The sequence below is a fragment of the Ochrobactrum teleogrylli genome (genome assembly GCF_037482325.1).
Taxonomy (GTDB): domain Bacteria; phylum Pseudomonadota; class Alphaproteobacteria; order Rhizobiales; family Rhizobiaceae; genus Brucella; species Brucella teleogrylli.
In genome coordinates, this window is the sequence record NZ_JBBHKQ010000001.1 from 2,642,339 (window position 1) to 2,659,909 (window position 17,571).

A 17,571-nucleotide genomic window follows, 5' to 3' on the forward strand; every position below is an offset into this window, starting at 1 on the left:
AGAAAATGCGTCAGATCCATTCACTCCTGCACAAAGCATTCTTTCAAGCTGACTGATCTGACCACAATACGCTTTTTCAAAGCGACGAAGATGGACTACAGAACATTCTAGAATCGTTGGAGTTGGGCATTACCATCCCGCCTATATTTGACTGGAATGTTCAGTGTGATATCACCAAACAATGCCCTCTATAATCTCAGCCCTTTTCACGATTTGTCTTATATTTGTGCGAGCACCGGATATTTACCCGTCTCGCTTTTGGGCAGAAGACTTAAATGTATTCCTGTTGCAAGCCCAGAATGAAGGCCTCTATAGCTTTGCTCAGACATACGCAGGATATCTGCATACGGTCCCCAGATTAGCAGGTTTCGTTGCCGTCTGTTTGCCAATAGAATATGCGCCGTCTGTATTCCTCGTGTTCGTTTTGTTCTTTTCCGCCTGGGCATCGACTATAATTTCGAGGACTATCGGGGGATGTGTCGGCGTGATCGCTGGCTCAGCACTCGTGTTGGCGAACGGTTGGGACGAACCGATTGGTAGTGTGACAAATCTCCAGTGGCTTCTCGCACCCACGCTCCTGATATTGGTCATCAAGCCCGGGTGTATACCCAAACTGGAAGGAGCATTATTCGCTCTGCTCGCTGGCTTGTCAGGACCATTCGTTATCGCATTCGGACCCGTCTATCTCCTGTCTCTTTATTGGCACTATGTCCAAGACAAGAAACTCAACGTTCCCGCATGCATTTCCGTGGCGTGCGGGGCGATGCAGTTTGCATTGGTTCTGACACATCCAGACAACTCTTATGATAGCGGAAGTCACGGAGTTGCGACGCTCTTCTGGACGATAGTTAATCTGTCAGCAGGGCGAAAAATCGCCACCTATATCGTGCTCCCGTTGGTGATAGTGCCGCTACTGATTGGGAAGCGCAAACGTGAACGCATTCTCTTACTTACAGCAATATTACTTCTAACCCTTACAGTGGTCGCAAAGTTTCGAAATGCTACTGACATTTTGTCGTCAGGCTTAGTTGGCATGCGATATTGGTACGTGCAGGGCGTGATTTGGCTATTAATCGCAGCCTCCGCTATGCGTGAGCGTGCTCGATCGCTTCAGCTCGCCGGTTTTTTGATGGCCGTTGTTCTCGTTGTAGCAAGTATCAACCGGACCGGTATTTCGCGCGATTGGGTCAACGTTGGTGCTGATTGGGCGCAAACTGTGAAGAAATCGTTCAGCGCGCCTATTGAGTTTCAGTACGCGCCAGATTGGAAGGTTCGAATTGAAAACGGCATCATCACCGCCGAATAATAAACAGCATCTTTTGTAATAGTAATTAAAGACTTTGATTCATCACAGCGCCTCAACGATTCCGAGCCGGACCCCGGTCCGTTTATCGCGAGCATCTCAGCCACTCCTTTATAGAAGCCTATCCTGCCCTGCTTAAAATGCAGCATTCTTTCTTGGAGAAGAAGTGGTGCCCGGAGGCGGATTCGAACCACCGACACGCGGATTTTCAATCCGCTGCTCTACCAACTGAGCTATCCGGGCATCCTGTAGCAAGCCTTGGTCTTGGCTTGTGGCGGTGTTGGTGTCCGCCGGAAGTGGGTGGGTTATAGCATTAAATTTCGCGCTGTCCAGCACCGTATCGCATTTTTTATGCGCTTTTCTCACAGTTTCTCTAATGTTTTGATTTCACATCAGAAAAAGCGCCAAAAACCCTAATTCTCGCCCTCATCCTCGTCGCCCAGAGGCTTGCCGGGGATGACATAGCTTCCTGAAAGCCAACGATTGAGATCGATGCTTTTGCAGCGCGGCGAACAGAACGGATAGCTGTCACGCGCCGAAGGCTTGCCGCATTCCGGGCAAGGTCGTGTCGGGCGCAGCGGCGTCACGCGGGCGCCTGCTGCTGCGGATATGTCCTTCTTGCCGTTCATGGCTGAACCTTAAACTTTTCCGGTGCTCCAGTTGGCATAGACCGGATAATCACCGTCAGCCAGCAGGCTTACGGTTTCCTGAAGCGGCAGGCCGACCACATTGCTGTAGGAGCCGACCAGCTTGACGACAAAACTGCCTGCAAGGCCCTGTATGGCGTAGCCGCCAGCCTTGCCGCGCCATTCCCCGGAAGAGAGATAGGCGTCGATCTGCTGGCGCGACAGGCGCTCAAAGCGCAGGCGTGTTTCCACCAGGGTCTGGCGCAGATTGCCGTTCGGCAAAAAGAGGCAGACGCCCGTAAAGACCTTATGGGTACGGCCCGACAGAAGACGCAGACATTCACGCGCCTCATCGGCGGTTTCCGCCTTGGGCAGAATACGCCGCCCGACCGCGACGACCGTATCGGCCGCGAGCAGGAAGGGCTTGACGAAATTGGCGTCGCTTTTCAGTTGCGCCAACGCCGCTTCAGCCTTTTCACGCGACAGACGACGCGCCAGCGAGCGGGGATGCTCGCCACGCTGCGGCGTCTCGTCTATGTCCGCAGGCTGGATATGATCCGGCTCGATACCGGCCTGCCCAAGCAGTTCGATCCTGCGAGGAGACCCGGAAGCCAGAACCAGCTTATGTTGCGCAACTGTCGTCAAGAACACCCCCGAAACGGCTGCCCGTGCGTGATAAGCTTACTTGAAGCGGTAGGTGATGCGACCCTTGGTCAGATCGTAAGGGGTCATTTCGACCAGAACCTTGTCACCAGCCAGAACGCGGATACGGTTCTTACGCATACGGCCAGCCGTATGAGCGATGATTTCATGTTCGTTTTCGAGCTTCACGCGGAACATTGCATTCGGCAGCAGTTCCGTAACAACACCCGGAAATTCGAGGACTTCTTCTTTCGCCATGCGATACCTGTTTCTTTCTTCGATAAAAGCGTCCGAAAATGGACTCTGATCCTAAATTTGGCCGGAACCTATATGATTAGGCGGCATTTGTGAACAACGGAATTCCGTGAACTTATTTCGGGCTGAAACGCTGCAAAATCTGCGTCTTCAACCGATCCCGCACATCGCGATAAGCATTCATGATCTGCTCGCGGCTGCCGGTGACCAGCGTGGGGTCTGGTGTCGGCCAATATTCCACATCCACGGAGAAGCCACGCATGCGTTCCAGCACCGTATGGTGGGCAAGCGGTGTTAGCGTTACGATGAGATCGAAATAGCCGTCGGCCAGTTCTTCAATGCCCCGCGGCTGGCGGTCGTCGAGCGAAAGCCCCTCTTCCGAAAGCACCGCATCCACGAATGGATCGCGTTCGCCCCGTTTCACACCTGCGGAAGCCACATATATATTGGGCGGCAGCAGCTTTCTTGCAAGAAGTTCGGCTATCGGCGAGCGGATCGCGTTCTTGCCGCAGACGAAAAGCAGGGATGACGGCAGTTTCTGTTTCGGGCCCACATCGCCCTCTCCATCATCCTGCGCGCTTTCGACATTAACGGCGACCATGCAGGCTCAACCTCGCCAATGCAGCACGCAGACAAGCGTGAACAGCCGCCGCGCCGTGTCAAAATCGACTTCGATCTTGCCCTTCAGCCGCGCCTGCAAGGTTTGCGACCCTTCATTATGCAGTCCGCGCCTGCCCATATCGATGGCTTCGATCTTGCTTGGTGTGGCCGAGCGGATCGCCTGATAATAGCTTTCGCAAATCATGAAATAATCGCGCACCACACGGCGCAGCGGGGTCAGCGACAATATATGCGTCGCCACATCGTCCCCGCTTTCGCGGCTGATGGCAAAGATCAGCCGCGTTTCCATCAGCGACAGCTTCAGCCTGTAGGGACCGCCGGTCTCGTCGCCAATCGGGTGAAAGGAATTCTCCTCGATCAGATCGAAAATCGCGACCGCGCGTTCATGCTCGACGTCAGGCGTCGACCGCCCGATGGATTCATCGAGCTCGACATCAACAAGACGGGCATTGGGAACGCCAGCGGTCATGATGCCTCATAGATTGAGCCGGATGGCGACTGACTTGGCGTGCGCGTCAAGACCTTCGGCGCGCGCGATTTCGATGGCAGCAGGGCCGAGAACCCGCAACTGGTCCGGGCCAAGCTTCAAAAGCGAGGTGCGCTTCATATAATCAAGCACATTCAGGCCCGACGAGAAGCGGGCCGAGCGCGCCGTCGGCAGCACGTGATTGCAGCCGCCCACATAATCGCCGATCACTTCCGGCGTGTGCGCGCCGATAAAAATGGAACCGGCATTGCGGATTTTCGGCAGCAGCGCTTCCGGGTCGGCGACGGCGATTTCCAGATGTTCGGCAGCGATACGGTTGGCGAGCGGAATTGCCGCCTCGAAATCCTCCACGAGAATGACCGCGCCGAAATCGCGCCAGCTTGCCGTGGCAGTTTCAGCACGCGGTAGCGTCAACAACTGACGCTCAACCGCCGCTTCCACATCCTTGGCCAGCGCTTCGTCATTGGTCACGAGGATGGATTGTGCGGCAGTGTCATGCTCTGCCTGCGCAAGCAGATCGGCAGCGATCCAGTCCGGATTGTTGTCCTTGTCGGCAATCACCAGAACTTCCGACGGACCAGCGATCATGTCGATGCCGACCGTACCGAAAACAATACGCTTGGCAGCCGCGACATAGGCATTACCGGGGCCGACGATCTTGGCAACCGGCTTGATGGTTTCCGTGCCATAGGCAAGCGCGGCAACGGCCTGTGCCCCGCCGACGCGGTAGATTTCCGAGACGCCTGCGAGACGCGCTGCAACCAGCACCAGCGGATTGAGAATACCGTCGGGTGCTGGAACAACCATGACGATGCGCTCGACGCCCGCCACCTTGGCGGGCACGGCATTCATCAGAACCGAGCTTGGATAACTGGCCGTGCCGCCTGGCACATAGAGGCCAACCGCCTCGATTGCCGTCCAGCGCGAACCAAGCTCAACGCCGAGCGCATCCGTGTAACGGTCATCCTTGGGCAGTTGCCGCGCATGGTGGCTTTCAATGCGCTCATGCGCCAGTTTCAGCGCTTCGACGGTGGATGCCGGCGCAACTTCAAAAGCCGCGTCGATTTCAGCTTCCGTGATCGCAATGCCGGTCTTTTCCAGATCGATACGGTCGAAGCGGCGCGAATAGTCGATCAGCGCCGCATCACCTTCGCGTCGCACGCGCTCGACGATTTCGCGGGCTGCGCGGTCCACGTCTTCCGAAACTTCGCGCTTGCCGGACAGAAAGGCTGCGAATTGCTGTTCGAAGTTCGGATCGGTTTGTCTGAGCGTCGTGACCACGCTTTTATTCCTTTAAATAGTCCAGATAAGAGCAACCGCCCGCATGGCAGCAGACGCGATGCATCGAAGTTACATTGTCATACGCCGTGACGCGGGAGCGATTCCGTTTCCCAGGCCGCGCCCAGATCCGTCAGCTGCGCTTCGATGCATTCCACCGAAAGACGGATAGCGGCATTTGCCGAGAATGTCAGTTCTATTGTGCCCGCAGGCGCTTCGCCGGGGGCAAAACCGATCGTCAGCAGCGACAGGACATCATCCTGCTTCTGGCGGTCGATGCCAGTGGCCTTGGCGGCAGTGACGCGGTTGAAATGCAAAGCGGCGCGGCGGCGTTGATATTGCGGCTTGCGCAGGAATTTCGGCCGCGCCTCTTCCCAGACGAAACGGTTCGCCGTCAGAACGAAGCGTTGTTCCTTGGCAACATATTGGAGGTCGGAAACTTTGAGAACCGCGTCCTGAAGATGGGCGGACAGGACCTGTAAATCCTCTTCATCCAACGCCACAAGCTTCAACATATCCATGGTCCGCACCGATTTCCTGTCATGTTCAAAACAACCGCCCAACATCGCATATAATAGGCGACATGGATGGTTTACGAAGTAACCTTGCCAAATAACTTTGCATGTCGGCAGAAAAAAATCGACAGGCTTTTCAAGCCTGTGATCAATCAGCGTGCCAGAATGAAAAAGCCGGAGCTTGATTTAAGCTCCGGCCACTTGCCGATTATCCGCTGATGCGTTCGACATTCGCGCCGCAACGCGAAAGCTTTTCTTCCAAACGCTCGAACCCGCGATCCAGATGATAGACGCGGTTGACGACGGTTTCGCCTTCGGCGGCAAGGCCCGCAATAACCAGCGATACCGATGCGCGCAGATCGGTCGCCATGACCTGAGCGCCCTTGAGGCGTTCCACGCCTTCAACGGTCGCGGTCTGGCCGGACAGCGAAATCTTCGCGCCGAGACGCGCCAGTTCCTGCACATGCATGAAGCGGTTTTCAAAGATCGTTTCGGTGATGTGCGACGTGCCCTTGGCCTTGGTCATCAGGCCCATGAACTGTGCCTGAAGGTCGGTCGGAAAGCCCGGGAACGGATCGGTCGTGACATCGACCGGATGGATGCCATGGCCATTGCGCACCACGCGCAGACCGCTATTGGTCTCGGTGATTTCCGCACCGGCCTGACGCAGCGTATCGAGCGCCGATGAAAGCAGGCTTTCCTGTGCGCCTTCGAGCAGCACGTCACCGCCGGTCATGGCGACAGCCATGGCGTAGGTGCCGGTTTCGATACGGTCGGGAATGACGCGCACACGCGCGCCGGAAAGGCTGGTGACGCCCTGCACGTGGATCGTGCCGGTGCCTGCACCCGTGATCTTCGCGCCCATTGCATTGAGGCAGTCGGCAAGATTGACGACTTCCGGCTCACGTGCCGGGTTTTCGATGATCGTTTCGCCCTTGGCGAGAACAGCGGCCATCAGCATGACATGCGTTGCGCCGACCGAAACTTTCGGGAAGCGATAGCGCCCACCGACAAGACCGCCCTTCGGCGCACGCGCCTTGGCATAGCCGTTTTCGATGTCGATTTCGGCACCCAGCGCCTGCAGGCAATCGAGCAGCAGATCGACGGGACGCGTACCAATAGCGCAACCGCCCGGCAGGGACACGGTTGCTTCGCCCATACGCGCCAGAAGCGGGCCTATGACCCAGAAGCTTGCACGCATTTTCGAGACCAGCTCATAAGGCGCGGTGGTATCGACGATGTTGCGGGCTGTGAAATGGATGGTGCGGGAATAAGCGCCGTTCTGGTGTTCGCGGCGGCCATTGACCGAATAATCAACGCCATGATTGCTCAGAATGCGGATCAGCTGCTCGACATCGGCCAGATGCGGCACGTTTTCGAGCGTCAGCGTATCGTCGGTCAGGAGCGAAGCGATCATCAGGGGCAAAGCGGCATTTTTTGCGCCCGAGATCGGAATGATTCCATTCAGCTTATTACCGCCGACGATTTTGATGCGATCCATGCTGTTTCCCCTTCTGGGCCGGGGCTTCTCCCCCGGTAATCGATTTGAAGCCGTTGGAACGCGTTTCGATCGGGATAATCGGATCGACACTCCAACTGTTTGTTTTCAAGCACATCTTGTCCGAAAACCGGTTCACCCTTTTCGGGATGTGCTGTTGCTGCTACCTGAACGGCGCGACGGCGATACATGACAAATGACGAGTCTTGCGGCGGAATTACGTTCGAACGCGAATCGCTTTCGAACGACAATGGCAACCGAGAACAGAAAAGCGCTTTTACCTTAGCCGACGTTTCTCTTCAAGAAAGGCTTTCCAAGCTAAAGCGAACTCTTATTTGGTCGGATGATGCCCTATTCCTTTTCTTGCCCCGCTTCTTTGCCGGCGCTGGCAATGCCGTCGGTGCGCTCATCCGCTTCGCCGGAGCGTCGCGAGCGTGACTGTTCCTTGCGGCGCATCAGATTCGCGCGCAGCTGATCGGCCAGCCGCTTTTTTTGGCGGTCCAGCTGGTTTTGTCGTTCCTGATTGATCGGTTTTTCGCTCATGAGCCGTGTTTACTACGAGAAAAAGCGCCGGAAAAGCGGCTTGAAGCGCAGCTATACGCAGATTTCCACATTATGTGAAAAGAAATGCATTTGGTCGCTTGCGATTTGCGCAATGATGTGTCAGAAGTCCGCCGCACTCAAGAGAATGCTGCGGTAGCTCAGTGGTAGAGCACTCCATTGGTAATGGAGAGGTCGAGAGTTCAATCCTCTCTCGCAGCACCATTCATCTCTTTGATTTGGCAAATTTTCCCTGAAAATTGATCACGAATGTCACGGCTTTATGCGATAGCATTTTAGCGCATTCTTACCCGTTGTTTTTTCATCGGATGGTCGGAGATCGCCGGTGAAACATTCGCGTCCAGTCTTTGAAGAAATGGGAAACTCAGGAGAGGATATTTTATGCTGTGGACCTTGTTCGGCATTCTTTCGGGTGCCTGCATCGCCATTCAGGCGCCGATCAATGCAGCTCTTGCGCGCGGACTTGGCTCCCCACCGACTGCCGCTGCGATTTCATTTCTGGCAGGTGCAGTCATTCTCGCCATCGTCTCGACCATAACCGCAAAGGCGACCGGCAACCTCCCCACATTCAATGTACCCGCAGGCTGGCTGTTCGTCGCGGGCGGCGCGCTGGGCTGTATCTATGTCACCGCATCGATCCTGCTGACACCGCGCATCGGCGCAGCAGCCGTGATGGGCCTTGCCGTGGCCGGGCAGTTGATGGCCGGTCTACTTGCTGACCGCATCGGCTTCATGGGCGTCGCCGTGCGAGAGATCACCGCCGGACGTGTCGCAGGCGCCGTGCTCCTGCTTACCGGCGCCCTGATGATCCGCTTTCTGTAAAAGAAACGCCGCGCTTCAAAGCGCGGCGTTTTCGTGTTTGATACAGTGCTAAAACCGGCTCAACCCTTGAAAGTATATTCCGCAATCGACTGCGGCTTCATCTCGATGGAGAAGCCCGGCAGCGACGGCGGCATATAGGCCGCGTTCTTGATCACGCACGGGTCGATGAAATGCTCGTGCAGATGATCGACATATTCGATCACACGGCCTTCCTTGGTGCCCGAAACGGCCACATAGTCGATCATCGACAGATGCTGCACATATTCGCACAGGCCAACGCCGCCCGCATGCGGCCAGACCGGCTTGCCGAACTTAGCGGCCATCAGCAGCACGGCCAGAACTTCGTTCAGACCTCCCATGCGGCACGAATCGATCTGCACGATGTCGATGGCGCCTTCCGCGATGAACTGCTTGAACATGATGCGGTTCTGGCACATTTCACCGGTCGCGACTTTCACGTCGCCAATGGCTTCACGAATCTTGCGATGGCCTGCCACATCGTCGGGGCTGGTCGGTTCTTCAATGAAGAACGGCTTCGAGAAGGCCAGCTTGTTGACCCATTCGATGGCCTGATCGACTTCCCAGACCTGATTGGCGTCGATCATCAGATAGCGGTCCGGACCGATCACTTCGCGCGCAATGGTCAAGCGACGGATATCGTCTTCGAGATCACGGCCGACCTTCATCTTGACGTGGTGGAAACCCTCGTCGATGGCTTCCTGGCAAAGACGGCGCAGCTTGTCGTCGTCATAGCCGAGCCAGCCGGCAGAGGTCGTGTAGCAGGCATAGCCTTCGGCCTCGAGCGTGGCGATACGCTCGGCCTTGCCGGCTTCCGCCTTGCGCAGGATCGCGACGGCTTCGTCACGCGTCAGCGCATCGGTGAGATAGCGATAATCGACGATGTCAGCGATTTCTTCCGGTGACATGTCGGCGACCAGCCGCCATACCGGCTTGCCTGCCTGCTTTGCAGCCAGGTCCCAGAAGGCGTTGACGACAGCGCCGGTGGCAAGATGCATCGCGCCCTTGTCCGGGCCGATCCAGCGCAGCTGGCTGTCGCCGGTCAGGTAACGCCAGAACTTGCCGGGGGCTGCGAGGAAATCATCCATCGAAGCACCCACGACCAGATGACGCATGGCGAGAATCGCCTGACAGCAAATGTCGTTGCCGCGTCCAATGGTGAAGGTAAGGCCGTGGCCCTTCAGCGAGGCATCATCCGTATCGAGGATGACATAGGCCGCCGAATAATCCGGGTCCGGGTTCATGGCATCCGAGCCGTCCAGACTTTGCGAAGTCGGGAAACGCAGATCGAAGACGCGCAGGTCAGTGATTTTCGTCATGATATATCCGTGATCAGGGCATGATCCCAAAACATGGGAACGGTTTCGGGACCATGCGTAAACAAAGCCTAGATGTCAGCGCGCACGTTCTGCTTCTGCGTGCCGAGGCCTTCGATGCCGAGTTCGACAACATCGCCAGCCTTGAGGTAACGCGGCGGCTTCATGCCCATGCCGACGCCGGGAGGCGTACCGGTGGAGATGATGTCGCCCGGCTGCAGGGACATGAACTGCGAGAGATAGGAAACGAGGTAGCGAACGCCGTAAACCATGGTCTTGGTCGAGCCGTCCTGCATGGTTTCACCGTTGAGGGTGAGCCACATTTTCAGGTTCTGCGGGTCAGCGACTTCGTCCTTCGTCACCAGCCACGGGCCGGTCGGGCCGAATGTGTCGCAGGACTTGCCCTTGGTCCACTGACCAGCGCGTTCGATCTGGAAAGCGCGTTCGGAAACGTCATGCAGCGTGCAGTAGCCAGCGACATAATCCAGCGCATCGTCTTCCGAAACGTATTTCGCGGTCTTGCCGATGACGATGCCGAGCTCGACTTCCCAATCGGTCTTTTCCGAGCCGCGCGGGATGAGAACGTCATCATTCGGGCCGACGATGGCCGAGGTGGCCTTCATGAAGATGACCGGCTCAGGCGGCACAGCCATGCCGGATTCGGCTGCGTGGTCGGCATAGTTGAGGCCGATGCAGATGAACTTGCCGGTGCCTGCAACACAGGGGCCGAGGCGCGGATTGCCTTCAACCTTCGGCAGCGAATTGACGTCGACCGCGCCAAGCTTGGCCAGCGCTTCGGGGGCAAGAGCCGCACCGGAAAGGTCGCTTACATGGGCGGAAAGATCGCGGATCGCACCATCGGCATCGAGAATGCCGGGCTTTTCCTGACCGGCTTCACCGTAACGAAGAAATTTCATGAGTTTACTCCTTTGGGGGTAGCTGGGGCGAACTTAGATAGTCCAGCCGCCATCAATGTTATAAGCTTGTCCGGTCGTGTAGGTCGCACCAGCGAGATAAACGGCGAGATCAGCGATTTCTTCCGGCTGGCCGATGCGGCCAATCGGCTGGCGGGCGATGAACGCCGCGCGCTGCTCTTCGTAATCGCCCTGCGAACGCAGACGGTCCTGCAAGGACGGGCTTTCGACCGTGCCGGGGCAGATCGCGTTGCAGCGGATGCCCTTGGCAACATAATCGGCAGCGACGGCCTTGGTGAGACCGATAACGGCGGCCTTGGTGACGCCATAGGCGAAACGGTTCGGCACGCCCTTCACGCTCGATGCGACGGAAGCCATGTTGACGATGGCGCCGTCCTTGCGCTCCAGCATGCCCGGCAGCACGGCGCGGATGGTGCGGATCATTGCCTTGACGTTGAGATTGACGGCGAAGTCGAGGTCTTCGTCCTTCATTTCGAGGATGGAGCCGCCGTGAACGACGCCTGCGCAGTTGAACAAAATGTCCACCTGACCGATTTCGGCTACAAGTGCGTTCACTTCCGCCTCGTCAAGCACATTGAGCTTGCGGGTGATGATACCGTTGACGCCTTCGATTTCCTTGAGGGCATCGGTGTTGATGTCGGTCGCATAGACCTTGGCACCCGCTTCCGCGAAGGCCAGCGCGCTGGCGCGGCCAATGCCTTGTGCTGCGGCTGTCACCAGCGCGGTTTTTCCATCAAAGCGTATCGTCATTTTCAAGCCTTCCGTTCGACAAGCAGGATGTGGTCACAAGCGAGCACCACTTCGTCCCGCTGATTAAGCACTTCGCAACGTTCCGTCACGCGTCCCATAGTGGCGCGTTTTGGATCGTCTTCCTTCGCACTGATCGTAACCCGCGTGCGGATCGTATCTCCGATATGCACCGGACGAATAAACCGCAAGCGATCATAACCATAGGAAAAAGCAACCGGGTTGATCAACGTCGCCGTGAGGCCGACGCCAATGGCAAAAATCATGGTGCCATGCGCGATGCGCTGGCCGCCCGGCAAGGTCTTGGCGAATTCCGCATCCATGTGATGCGGGAAGAAATCGCCGGTATGCCCGGCATGGACCACGAAATCCGTCTCTGTAATCGTGCGGCCCGTGGTGAGGCGCACATGGTTCATTTCATAATCTTCGTAATATATTTTCTGCTCGGCCATGGTCAGACCTCCGGTTTTGCAGCAAGCGGCGTGGCAGGTGCCGCGCTCGACTGATAGGCGGCCTCGACAAGCGCCATGGTGTGCCAGGCATCTTCGACCGAGCCGAGGAGTTCGGCATCTTCGCCGCACGCGAAACGCTGCAACTGCGCCATGCGGTTCAAGAATGCGTCGGGGAACCACGCGCCTTCCAGCGGTACGGAAACCCAGTCATCACCGCCCTTGGGCTTGATCCAGAGTTCGTCCGGCTCGCCGCGCGGATAGTCGAGATTGACGCCCAGTTTCACATAGGCCGCGCCCTCGGTCCCGCAGATACGGAACTCGCAGGCCTGAAACTTGCGCCCGAAATCATGATCGTGGTTGACCGACAGCGCGCAGCGAACGCGGTCGCCATAATCCAGAATTGCAGCCGTGCGCGTCTGGGCTACGTCGTGGTTTGGATGGCCGATGGTCTTGGCATGAACGCCAAGAGGATTACCGAGCAGACCGCGGATAAAATCCAGATAATGGATCGAGTGCATGGCGATTTCGATGCGTGGCAGACCTTTCAGGAAAGGCCACAGACCCCATGGCGTGGCAAGCGCCAGCCAGGCGTCAAAATCCACCACTTCGCCCAGCAAGCCCTTATCGACGGCGTCATAAAGCGCGAGCATCATCGGCGCGAAACGCAGCTGAAAATTCACCGCCGCTTTCAGATTGCGCGCGCGGCAGACTTTGAGAATTTCCGTCGCGGCGGCGAGGTCGCTGCCCATCGGCTTCTGGATTAGAACAGCGGCACCTTCCGGCAATTGCGACAGGATTTTCGCATGGGCTGATGGCGGCGTCGCCAGATCGAAGATCGCGCCTTCGACGGCAATCGCTTCCTCGGCGCTGACAAAAGCCTTGACGCCCCACTGGTCGGCAAGCTCCCGCGCCTTGTCCAGATTGGGATCGAAAATACCGGCAACCGGAAAGCCGCCCTTCTTATAGGCGGGCAGGTGCGCGTCGCCGACAATGCTGCCCGCGCCAAAGATCACGATGGGTTTTGGCTTGGTGGGCTTTGCCCACCACTGGCGCAGGGTCGTCGGAGCAAAAGCCTCACTCATGATGGAACACCTCTTCCATCATTGCCCACCACTCGCCCTCTTTGCGGGTTTCGAACGGCTTCTGGCACGGCATGCAGACGGACCACCACTCCTGGTTCTTCGGATTGTCGGCCATCTTCTTCATGTCGGCCTCAAAGTCGGTGCCGACATATTCCCATGTGCCGAACAGGAGATTTTCCGGTTCTTTCAGAAAGATCGTATAATTGGTGATGTTGCATTCGGAAATCAGCGCCAGAATTTCCGGCCACACGGCGGCGTGCAGCTTCTTGTATTCGGCGACCTTTTCCGCATTGAGCCCGATCACCATGCCCATTCTTTGTGCCATTACGACCTCACGATCTCGCGGGTAAACTCGGAAATCGAACGGCTACGCACTGCATCCCAATCCCATTCGATGCCGATACCCGGCTCGGACGGGGCAATGGCGCGACCGTCGCGAATTTCCATGCCCTTGGTGGTGAGGTCGTCGAGCTGCGGAATATATTCGACATAGCGACCGTTCTGCACCGCGCAAACGAGGCTGACATGCAGTTCCATCAGGAAGTGCGGACAGACTGGAATGTCGAATGTTTCCGCCGCATGGGCGACTTTCAGCCAGGGCGTGATGCCGCCAATGCGCGCCACATCCACCTGCACGATGGAGCAAGCACCCTTCTGCATATATTCGCGGAAATGGCGGATCGAATAGATGGACTCGCCCACCGCAATCGGCGTCGGGGTGGAGCGCGTCAGGCGGATATGACCGTCGAGATCGTCCGCCGGAAGCGGTTCTTCGATCCATGCCAGATCAAGCTCCTTCAGGCGCTCGGCACGACGAATGGCTTCGTCCACGGTAAAGCCCTGATTGCAATCGGTCATGATTTCGAAGCCGTCGCCCAGCGCCGCACGCACAGCGGACAGGCGCGCATAATCTTCAGAACCGTGCGGCTTGCCGATCTTGACCTTGCAGCCGGTGAAGCCCTTGGCCTTGGCCTGCAACGCGTCCTCGACCAGCGCTTCCTTCTCGATATGCAGCCAGCCGCCTTCGGTCGTGTAGAGCGGGCAGCTTTCCTTGGCGCCGCCCGCAAGCTTCCACAGCGGCAGACCCTGCTTCTTGGCGCGCAGATCCCAGAGTGCGGTATCGACCGCAGCCAGCGCCAGCGCGGTGATCGCGCCGATGGTCGTGGCATGGGTTGCGAATTCCAGCTTGCGCCAGATGGCTTCGATGCAATCAGCATCCTCGCCGATGATGAGCGGCACGAGATGGTCGCTCAACAGGCGCATGACCGACGAACCGCCGGTGCCGATCGTATAGCTGTAGCCGGTGCCGACCGCGCCGTCGCTGTCGGTGATGGTGACAATCGGCGTTTCCTGGCTGACGAAGCTCTGGATCGCGTCGGTGCGCTTGACCTTCGGCGGAAGGTCAACCATGCGCAGTTCAACTTTTTCAATACGTGCCATGGTCAGATAGCCAAAGTCTTGCCGCTTACGGCATCGAAAAGATGCGCCTGCGACAGATCGAGTTGCATGGTAATGGTTTCGCCCGGTTGCAGGTGACGCGGGTTCAGCATGCGCGCCACCCACTCCTTGCCCGCGAATTCCACGAAGACAAGCGTTTCGTTGCCGAGCGGCTCGGTGATCGAAACGCGCATGTCCTTTTCAAACACGGCGTCACTGGTGGAAATGCCATGACCTTTCGGGAAGACATCATCCGGGCGCAGACCGAACGTCACCTTGGAACCATCTTTGGCCTTGCCCTGGAACTGTGCAGGCAGCGGCAGGCGGTCGCCATTGGCGAAGACCAGATCGCCGCCCGTCACCGTCGCCTCGCCCATATTCATCGGCGGGGAGCCGATGAAACCGGCGACGAACTGCGTGGCCGGGCGCTTGAAGACTTCATCCGGGGTTCCGGCCTGTTCAATATGACCATCGCGCATGATGACGATGCGGTCGGCCAGCGTCATGGCTTCGACCTGATCATGCGTCACGTAAACGACCGTGGACTGCACCTTGGCGTGCAGCTTCTTGATTTCGGTGCGCATCTGGGTGCGCAGCTTGGCGTCAAGGTTAGACAATGGTTCGTCGAACAGGAACACTTCCGGATTACGCACGATGGCGCGGCCCATGGCGACGCGCTGGCGCTGGCCGCCCGAAAGCTGCGCCGGGCGACGCTCCATCAGTGCTTCGAGGCCGAGAATGGCCGAGGCTTCATTGACGCGACGGTCGATTTCCGCCTGCGGCTGCTTGGCGATCTTCAGCGAGAAGCCCATGTTCTCGCGCACCGACATATGCGGATAAAGCGCGTAGGACTGGAACACCATCGAGATGTTGCGGTCACGCGGCGGCAGATCGTTGACTTGCCTGCCGCCGATTTCCAGTGTGCCGTCGGAAATGGATTCCAGACCCGCGATCATGCGCAGCGTCGTGGACTTGCCGCAGCCGGACGGACCGACAAGTGCAACAAATTCCTTGTCCGCGATTTCGAGATTGATGCCATGCACCACGCCGACATTGCCGTAACGCTTGACGAGATTTTTGATGGAAAGCTGAGCCATTGTTCTATCAACCTTTAACCGCGCCGAACGTCAGACCAGCAACAAGGTGCTTCTGAACGATGAATGTGAGGGTCAGCGCCGGAATAATCATCACGACCGCCAGCGCGCACATGCCGCGCCAGTCGATGGTGAATTCAGCGGTGTAATCGAGAAGACCGACAGGAAGGGTCTTGGAATTGACGGAACGGGTGAGCTGGGAAGCCAGCGCATATTCGTTCCACGAGGTGAGGAAGGCAAAAATGCCTGCCGTCGCGATGCCGGGACCGGCCAGCGGAAACTCCACCTGCCAGAAGGCCTGCCAGCGCGTGCAGCCGTCGATCTGGGCCGCCTCGGCGAGGTCCTTCGGCACCTGACGGAAGAAGCCGTCGATCAGCCAGATCGTGAATGGCACATTCAGCGCCACATAGGTCAGGATGAGGCCGAAATGGGTGTCGATGATGCCGACGCGGGAAAACACCATGAAGAGCGGTAGCGAGAGCGCAATGCCCGGCACCGAGCGCGTCAGCATGAAGCCGAGGAAGGTTGCCGACTTGCCCCAGAAGCGGAAGCGGGCAAAGGCATAGCCGCCAGATACGCCGATGATCAGCGCAATCACGGTCGAGGTGATCGAGATGATGAGCGAATTGCGGAAATAATCCCAGACCGGAATGCCGCCCGCACCTGCGCCCGAGAACATGGCGCGATAGGCTTCCAGCGTGATTTCCTGCGGAATCCAGACCGGCGGCTTTGCCATGATCTCGACCGGCGGGCGCAGCGACGAAAGCACGATCCACAGGCCGGGCAGGCAAATGACGGTCATCGCCAGAAACAGACCGACCAGATAAGCGATTTTCTTGAAACGGCGCAGCAGACGATGCTGGCTGTTGCTGAGTGTTGTTGTAGCCATGATTACCACTCCGCTCCAATCTGCGTGCGTGCGGACGCAAGTTTGCGGAAGAACAGGACGGTGAAGAGGATGGAGAGCAGGATTGCGACATAGGCCATGGCATTGGCCATGCCCATCTGCGCATCCGCATAGGCCGTGCGGCCCACCAGCGTCCAGATCAGTTCGGTGCGGCGCGCCGGGCCGCCATCGGTCATGATCTTCACAATGTCATAGGCGCGGGCCACATCCAGCGAACGGATGGTCATCGCGATATAGGCGAAAGGCATCAGATAAGGCCAGATGACATAGCGGAAGGTCTGCCACGGTGTGCAGCCATCGACACGTGCAGCTTCCACAGGGTCCTGGGGCATGGACAGAAGACCGCCCAGAATGAGGATCGCGAAGACCGAGGTGGACATCCACACTTCCGCCAGCAGGATGGCGATCAGCGCCAGATTGCCGTCGATGAGCCATGGAATGGCGGTATTGGTCAGGCCCAGCGACTGCAGCGCATTGTTGACCAGACCGATATTGTCATTGAACATGAACTTGAACTGGAAGCCGACAAGCACCGGCGAGAACATCATCGGGAACATCATCAGCGTGCGCAACACGCGCTGGCCGTGCGTCGCCTTGTTGACGAGCATGGCAAGGCCGAGGCCGAGCAGCATTTCCAGATTGAGCGCAATGGTGAGGAAGACCACCGTGCGAATGAAGGCCGCCCAGAACACCCAGTCGGTCAGGATGCGCTGATAGTTGCGGAAACCGATGAAGTTGAACAGGCTCTCGGGGCGCGTCAGCCGGAACGGCGTGAAGCTCGAATAAAGCGACAGCGCGAGAGGAAACAGAACCACCGCTGCGAGAATGATGAAGGCCGGAAGCAGAAGCAGGACCGGCGGGGAAAGTCTCTTGAACATTGCGCTTCCAAATAGTGGACTGGCAAACAGTGGAACGGGCGAACAGCGGAACTGCCTCAGCGCCGCCACTGGCAAAAAAGGCCCGCCCCAAAAAGGC

Annotated in this window: 22 protein-coding genes and 2 tRNA genes; 4 read left to right on the top strand and 20 right to left on the bottom strand. The window is 57.8% G+C overall.

Features of this window, described 5'->3' with window-relative positions; genetic code table 11:
* The first annotated feature begins 484 nt into the window (after positions 1–484).
* Positions 485–1,306: a hypothetical protein gene (locus WIX40_RS12405; RefSeq protein WP_339440022.1), complete on the top strand. Its 822-nt coding sequence runs from the start codon at positions 485–487 to the stop codon at positions 1,304–1,306.
* Between the two features lie 164 nt (positions 1,307–1,470).
* On the opposite strand, the gene WIX40_RS12410 is transcribed toward WIX40_RS12405, so the two are convergent.
* From WIX40_RS12410 to WIX40_RS12445, 8 genes are all read right to left on the bottom strand, one after another.
* Positions 1,471–1,546: transfer RNA gene (locus tag WIX40_RS12410), tRNA-Phe, on the bottom strand.
* A 170-nt stretch (positions 1,547–1,716) separates the two neighbouring features.
* Positions 1,717–1,932, bottom strand: coding sequence for a DNA gyrase inhibitor YacG (gene yacG / locus WIX40_RS12415; RefSeq protein WP_109368259.1), 216 nt, complete (start codon positions 1,930–1,932; stop codon positions 1,717–1,719).
* A gap of 9 nt (positions 1,933–1,941) precedes the next feature.
* On the bottom strand, positions 1,942–2,574 hold the full coding sequence (locus tag WIX40_RS12420; protein WP_109370155.1) for a Maf-like protein: 633 nt from the start codon (positions 2,572–2,574) through the stop codon (positions 1,942–1,944).
* 36 nt (positions 2,575–2,610) lie between these two features.
* Positions 2,611–2,829: a translation initiation factor IF-1 gene (gene infA / locus WIX40_RS12425; protein WP_002965531.1), complete on the bottom strand. Its 219-nt coding sequence runs from the start codon at positions 2,827–2,829 to the stop codon at positions 2,611–2,613.
* Positions 2,830–2,941: 112 nt separating this feature from the next.
* Complete coding sequence (locus tag WIX40_RS12430) at positions 2,942–3,427, bottom strand: arsenate-mycothiol transferase ArsC (RefSeq protein ID WP_235891965.1); 486 nt, start codon at positions 3,425–3,427, stop codon at positions 2,942–2,944.
* Between the two features lie 6 nt (positions 3,428–3,433).
* Entirely contained in the window at positions 3,434–3,916 is a 483-nt protein-coding gene (locus tag WIX40_RS12435; protein ID WP_109368258.1) for a UPF0262 family protein, read from the bottom strand.
* Between the two features lie 6 nt (positions 3,917–3,922).
* Positions 3,923–5,215 carry a histidinol dehydrogenase gene (gene hisD, locus WIX40_RS12440; protein ID WP_140024408.1) on the bottom strand — a complete coding sequence of 431 codons (1,293 nt, stop codon included), beginning with the start codon at positions 5,213–5,215 and terminating at the stop codon, positions 3,923–3,925.
* A gap of 77 nt (positions 5,216–5,292) precedes the next feature.
* Positions 5,293–5,733: a DUF2948 family protein gene (locus tag WIX40_RS12445; protein ID WP_339440023.1), complete on the bottom strand. Its 441-nt coding sequence runs from the start codon at positions 5,731–5,733 to the stop codon at positions 5,293–5,295.
* A 66-nt stretch (positions 5,734–5,799) separates the two neighbouring features.
* Between WIX40_RS12445 and WIX40_RS12450 the strand changes: the two genes are divergently transcribed.
* Positions 5,800–5,946 (top strand): hypothetical protein, encoded by a 147-nt coding sequence (locus tag WIX40_RS12450; protein WP_339440024.1) that lies wholly within the window; start codon positions 5,800–5,802, stop codon positions 5,944–5,946.
* Here the strand turns inward: WIX40_RS12450 and murA are convergent.
* Both murA and WIX40_RS12460 read right to left on the bottom strand, forming a co-directional pair.
* Positions 5,936–7,228: a UDP-N-acetylglucosamine 1-carboxyvinyltransferase gene (gene murA, locus WIX40_RS12455; RefSeq protein ID WP_078337866.1), complete on the bottom strand. Its 1,293-nt coding sequence runs from the start codon at positions 7,226–7,228 to the stop codon at positions 5,936–5,938. The two genes, WIX40_RS12450 and murA, sit on opposite strands and share 11 nt — an antisense overlap.
* Positions 7,229–7,576: 348 nt before the next feature.
* Positions 7,577–7,768, bottom strand: a complete 192-nt coding sequence (locus tag WIX40_RS12460; RefSeq protein WP_109368253.1) for a hypothetical protein — start codon at positions 7,766–7,768, stop codon at positions 7,577–7,579.
* A 147-nt stretch (positions 7,769–7,915) separates the two neighbouring features.
* Here WIX40_RS12460 and WIX40_RS12465 point away from each other — a divergent pair.
* Positions 7,916–7,990 (top strand) — tRNA-Thr (locus WIX40_RS12465).
* Between the two features lie 177 nt (positions 7,991–8,167).
* Positions 8,168–8,608, top strand: coding sequence for a DMT family transporter (locus WIX40_RS12470; protein ID WP_109368252.1), 441 nt, complete (start codon positions 8,168–8,170; stop codon positions 8,606–8,608).
* 59 nt (positions 8,609–8,667) lie between these two features.
* Here the strand turns inward: WIX40_RS12470 and WIX40_RS12475 are convergent, their stop codons facing one another.
* The 10 genes from WIX40_RS12475 to WIX40_RS12520 form a co-directional block, all read right to left on the bottom strand.
* Positions 8,668–9,945: an L-fuconate dehydratase gene (locus tag WIX40_RS12475; protein WP_339440025.1), complete on the bottom strand. Its 1,278-nt coding sequence runs from the start codon at positions 9,943–9,945 to the stop codon at positions 8,668–8,670.
* 68 nt (positions 9,946–10,013) lie between these two features.
* A complete protein-coding gene (locus tag WIX40_RS12480; protein WP_339440026.1) occupies positions 10,014–10,859 on the bottom strand; it encodes a fumarylacetoacetate hydrolase family protein in 846 nt (281 codons plus the stop codon).
* A 33-nt stretch (positions 10,860–10,892) separates the two neighbouring features.
* Positions 10,893–11,627: an SDR family oxidoreductase gene (locus tag WIX40_RS12485; protein ID WP_121537202.1), complete on the bottom strand. Its 735-nt coding sequence runs from the start codon at positions 11,625–11,627 to the stop codon at positions 10,893–10,895.
* A gap of 2 nt (positions 11,628–11,629) precedes the next feature.
* Positions 11,630–12,076, bottom strand: a complete 447-nt coding sequence (locus tag WIX40_RS12490; RefSeq protein WP_078337859.1) for a MaoC/PaaZ C-terminal domain-containing protein — start codon at positions 12,074–12,076, stop codon at positions 11,630–11,632.
* Between the two features lie 2 nt (positions 12,077–12,078).
* On the bottom strand, positions 12,079–13,158 hold the full coding sequence (locus WIX40_RS12495; protein WP_339440027.1) for a Gfo/Idh/MocA family protein: 1,080 nt from the start codon (positions 13,156–13,158) through the stop codon (positions 12,079–12,081).
* Positions 13,151–13,483 (bottom strand): L-rhamnose mutarotase, encoded by a 333-nt coding sequence (locus WIX40_RS12500; RefSeq protein WP_339440028.1) that lies wholly within the window; start codon positions 13,481–13,483, stop codon positions 13,151–13,153. Before WIX40_RS12500 ends, WIX40_RS12495 begins: the two co-directional genes overlap by 8 nt.
* A complete protein-coding gene (locus WIX40_RS12505; protein WP_339440029.1) occupies positions 13,483–14,598 on the bottom strand; it encodes a mandelate racemase/muconate lactonizing enzyme family protein in 1,116 nt (371 codons plus the stop codon). Before WIX40_RS12505 ends, WIX40_RS12500 begins: the two co-directional genes overlap by 1 nt.
* A 2-nt stretch (positions 14,599–14,600) precedes the next feature.
* Positions 14,601–15,692: an ABC transporter ATP-binding protein gene (locus WIX40_RS12510; protein ID WP_171316743.1), complete on the bottom strand. Its 1,092-nt coding sequence runs from the start codon at positions 15,690–15,692 to the stop codon at positions 14,601–14,603.
* 7 nt (positions 15,693–15,699) lie between these two features.
* On the bottom strand, positions 15,700–16,578 hold the full coding sequence (locus tag WIX40_RS12515) for a carbohydrate ABC transporter permease (protein WP_109368244.1): 879 nt from the start codon (positions 16,576–16,578) through the stop codon (positions 15,700–15,702).
* 2 nt (positions 16,579–16,580) lie between these two features.
* On the bottom strand, positions 16,581–17,474 hold the full coding sequence (locus tag WIX40_RS12520; protein ID WP_109368243.1) for a carbohydrate ABC transporter permease: 894 nt from the start codon (positions 17,472–17,474) through the stop codon (positions 16,581–16,583).
* Between the last annotated feature and the right edge of the window lie 97 nt (positions 17,475–17,571).

Excerpts from the sequence above, each read along its gene's own strand:
- yacG (WP_109368259.1), bottom strand. The coding sequence starts at position 1,932 with ATGAACGGCAAGAAGGACATATCCGCAGCAGCAGGCGCCCGCGTGACG.
- infA (WP_002965531.1), bottom strand. The coding sequence starts at position 2,829 with ATGGCGAAAGAAGAAGTCCTCGAATTTCCGGGTGTTGTTACGGAACTG.
- WIX40_RS12430 (WP_235891965.1), bottom strand. The coding sequence starts at position 3,427 with ATGGTCGCCGTTAATGTCGAAAGCGCGCAGGATGATGGAGAGGGCGAT.
- WIX40_RS12435 (WP_109368258.1), bottom strand. The coding sequence starts at position 3,916 with ATGACCGCTGGCGTTCCCAATGCCCGTCTTGTTGATGTCGAGCTCGAT.
- WIX40_RS12445 (WP_339440023.1), bottom strand. The coding sequence starts at position 5,733 with ATGGATATGTTGAAGCTTGTGGCGTTGGATGAAGAGGATTTACAGGTC.
- WIX40_RS12450 (WP_339440024.1), top strand. The coding sequence starts at position 5,800 with ATGGTTTACGAAGTAACCTTGCCAAATAACTTTGCATGTCGGCAGAAA.
- murA (WP_078337866.1), bottom strand. The coding sequence starts at position 7,228 with ATGGATCGCATCAAAATCGTCGGCGGTAATAAGCTGAATGGAATCATT.
- WIX40_RS12460 (WP_109368253.1), bottom strand. The coding sequence starts at position 7,768 with ATGAGCGAAAAACCGATCAATCAGGAACGACAAAACCAGCTGGACCGC.
- WIX40_RS12470 (WP_109368252.1), top strand. The coding sequence starts at position 8,168 with ATGCTGTGGACCTTGTTCGGCATTCTTTCGGGTGCCTGCATCGCCATT.
- WIX40_RS12475 (WP_339440025.1), bottom strand. The coding sequence starts at position 9,945 with ATGACGAAAATCACTGACCTGCGCGTCTTCGATCTGCGTTTCCCGACT.
- WIX40_RS12480 (WP_339440026.1), bottom strand. The coding sequence starts at position 10,859 with ATGAAATTTCTTCGTTACGGTGAAGCCGGTCAGGAAAAGCCCGGCATT.
- WIX40_RS12485 (WP_121537202.1), bottom strand. The coding sequence starts at position 11,627 with ATGACGATACGCTTTGATGGAAAAACCGCGCTGGTGACAGCCGCAGCA.
- WIX40_RS12490 (WP_078337859.1), bottom strand. The coding sequence starts at position 12,076 with ATGGCCGAGCAGAAAATATATTACGAAGATTATGAAATGAACCATGTG.
- WIX40_RS12495 (WP_339440027.1), bottom strand. The coding sequence starts at position 13,158 with ATGAGTGAGGCTTTTGCTCCGACGACCCTGCGCCAGTGGTGGGCAAAG.
- WIX40_RS12500 (WP_339440028.1), bottom strand. The coding sequence starts at position 13,483 with ATGGCACAAAGAATGGGCATGGTGATCGGGCTCAATGCGGAAAAGGTC.
- WIX40_RS12505 (WP_339440029.1), bottom strand. The coding sequence starts at position 14,598 with ATGGCACGTATTGAAAAAGTTGAACTGCGCATGGTTGACCTTCCGCCG.
- WIX40_RS12510 (WP_171316743.1), bottom strand. The coding sequence starts at position 15,692 with ATGGCTCAGCTTTCCATCAAAAATCTCGTCAAGCGTTACGGCAATGTC.
- WIX40_RS12515 (WP_109368244.1), bottom strand. The coding sequence starts at position 16,578 with ATGGCTACAACAACACTCAGCAACAGCCAGCATCGTCTGCTGCGCCGT.
- WIX40_RS12520 (WP_109368243.1), bottom strand. The coding sequence starts at position 17,474 with ATGTTCAAGAGACTTTCCCCGCCGGTCCTGCTTCTGCTTCCGGCCTTC.